This is a genomic window from Variovorax sp. 01T439_2, from assembly GCF_056398445.1.
Genome location: NZ_JBFTPJ010000860.1, coordinates 1 through 2,566, shown reverse-complemented (window position 1 = coordinate 2,566; position 2,566 = coordinate 1). Strand labels below are relative to the sequence as shown.

At 66.9% G+C, this 2,566-nt stretch carries 3 protein-coding genes; all 3 read left to right on the top strand.

Annotated features, from left to right (window positions below; genetic code table 11):
* A partial coding sequence (locus AC1DOC_RS28880; RefSeq protein ID WP_478131040.1) for an ABC transporter permease occupies nucleotides 1-657 on the top strand: 657 nt, incomplete at its 5' end.
* 148 nt (nucleotides 658-805) lie between these two features.
* The gene (locus tag AC1DOC_RS28875) at nucleotides 806-1,948 is read left to right on the top strand and encodes an alcohol dehydrogenase catalytic domain-containing protein (RefSeq protein WP_478081351.1); all 1,143 of its coding nucleotides are present in this window, start codon (nucleotides 806-808) and stop codon (nucleotides 1,946-1,948) included.
* Nucleotides 1,945-2,566 (top strand): FGGY family carbohydrate kinase (locus AC1DOC_RS28870; protein ID WP_478131039.1); only part of this gene is annotated, 622 nt, incomplete at its 3' end. The genes AC1DOC_RS28875 and AC1DOC_RS28870, both read left to right, overlap by 4 nt.

The following is a 2,566-nucleotide window of genomic DNA, read 5'->3' as shown; positions in this document are numbered from 1 at the left end:
GTGCCGCTCGGGCTGGCCGTGGGCGTGGTGATCGGCCTCTTCAACGGCTACTGCGTGGCGTACCTGCGCATGCCACCGATCATCGTGACGCTGGCCACGATGGGCATCGCGCGCGGCATTGCGCTGATCTACACAGGCGGCTATCCGATCGACGGGCTGCCCGACTCGTTCGCGTTTCTCGGCGGCGGCGTGCTCGCGGGCATCAAGGTGCCGATCCTCATCATGCTGGCCACCTACCTCGTGGCATACGTGCTGCTCAACATGGCGCCCTTCGGCCGCTACGTGTATGCCATCGGCGGCAACGAGGAAGCGACGCGGCTCTCGGGCGTGCGCGTGTCGCGCTACAAGCTGCTCGTGTATGCGCTGAGCGGCTTCACCGCCGCCGTCGCAGGCATCGTGCAGGCGGCGCGCGTGACCAGCGGGCAGCCCGGCGTGGGCGTGGGCTTCGAACTCGATGCGATCGCGGCGGTGGTGATGGGCGGCACGTCCATTGCCGGCGGCCGCGGCGCGATCGTCGGCACGCTGGTCGGTGCGTTGCTGCTGGGCGTGCTGAACAACGGGCTCAACATGATCGGCGTGTCGCCGTACCTGCAATTGATCATCAAGGGCGGAATCGTGCTGCTTGCGATCTTCATCAGCCGCGAGGCAAAACGCTGACCCTCTTCTGCCTTGCTCCTTCCCCTTCCGGGGGAAGGCTGGGATGGGGGCAGGCAGAGCGTGCCTGGAAGCGCCGCTTGCCCCCACCCCGGCCCTCCCCCAGGAGGGGAGGGAGAAATTTCCAACACCCCCTGACCACAAGGAACCCATGTCTTATCAAAAGCTCCAGCCCGGCGCATCGGGCGCCATCGGCCAACTCGCCGCCATGCAGGCCGTCGTCTGCCACGGCCCCAAGGACTACCGGCTCGAAACCGTCGCGATGCCCGGCATCGGGCCGAACGAGCTGCTGATCTCCATTGCGGCCTGCGGCATCTGCGCTTCCGACTGCAAGTGCCACTCGGGCGCGAAGATGTTCTGGGGCGGCGACGGCCAGCCTTCGTGGGTCAAGGCGCCGGTGATTCCCGGCCATGAATTCTTCGGGTATGTCGAAGCGCTCGGCGAAGGCGCGGCCGAGCACTTCGGCGTGGAGAAAGGCGACCGCGTGATCGCCGAGCAGATCGTGCCCTGCGGCAAGTGCCGCTTCTGCACCTCGGGCAAGTACTGGATGTGCGAGGTGCACAACATCTTCGGCTTCCAGCGCATCGTGGCCGATGGCGGCATGGCCGACTACATGCGGTTGCCGCCGACCTCGCGCGTACACAAGATACCCGACGGCATCTCGCTGGAAGACGCCGCCATCATCGAGCCGCTCTCGTGCGCGATCCACACGGTGAACCGCGGCGACATCCAGCTGGACGACGTGGTGGTGATCGCGGGCGCCGGCCCGCTCGGATTGATGATGGTGCAGGCCGCGCACCTGAAGACGCCGAAGAAGCTGATCGTGATCGATCTCGTGCCCGAGCGGCTCGCACTGGCCAAAAAGTTTGGCGCCGACGTGACCATCAATCCCACGGCCGAGAACGCCGATGCCATCGTCAAGGGCCTGACCGAAGGCTATGGCTGCGACGTGTACATCGAGACCACCGGCGCGCCCATCGGCGTGACGCAGGGGCTGGAGATGATCCGCAAGCTCGGCCGCTTCGTCGAGTTCAGCGTGTTCGGCTCGGAGACCAGCGCCGACTGGTCGATCATCGGGGACCGCAAGGAACTCGACGTGCGCGGCGCGCACCTGGGGCCCTACTGCTACCCGATTGCCATCGACCTGCTGGCGCGCGGGCTCGTCACCTCGAAGGGCATCGTGACGCACGACTTCCCGTTGACCGAGTGGGAGCGCGCCTTCACACTGGCCAACTCGCTCGATTCCATCAAGGTGCTGCTCAAGCCGCAGCCGCGGGCAATAACATCATCATGAAATACGTGATCGGCGTCGACATCGGCACGCAGAGCACCAAGTGCCTGCTGGCCGGCACCGAYGGCAAGGTGCATGCGCAGGCGAGCGTGGCCTACCAGCCCGACACGCCCAGGCCGCTGTGGGCGCAGCAGGACTGCGATGTGTGGTTCGACGCGGTGTGCGAGAGCGTGCGCGCCTGCGTGGCGAAGAGCGGCATCGCTGCAACGGAGATCGCCGCGATGTGCGTGAGCAGCCTGTACGGCGGCGCGGGCATCCCGGTCGACGAGGCGATGCAGCCGCTGCACCCCTGCCTGATCTGGATGGACCGCCGCGCCACCGCCGAGGTCGATGCGGTGAACGCAAACGTCGACGTCGCGCGCCTGCAGGCGATCACCGGCAACGGCGTCGACAGCTACTACGGCTTCACCAAGATGCTGTGGCTCCGCGAGCACCTGCCCGAGGTCTGGGCGAAGACGCGCTGGTTCCTGCCGCCCAACAGCTACGTCAACTGGCGCCTGAGCGGCGAGCTCGCGGTGGACCACAGTTCGGCCGGCAACATCGGCGGCGTGTACGACGCGGCGCAGCGCAGCTGGTCCCACGAGGCACTCGGCATGCTGGGCATTCCGGCGCGCATGATGC

Coding starts and splice junctions, on each gene's coding strand:
- AC1DOC_RS28875 (WP_478081351.1), top strand. CDS start 806: ATGTCTTATCAAAAGCTCCAGCCCGGCGCATCGGGCGCCATCGGCCAA.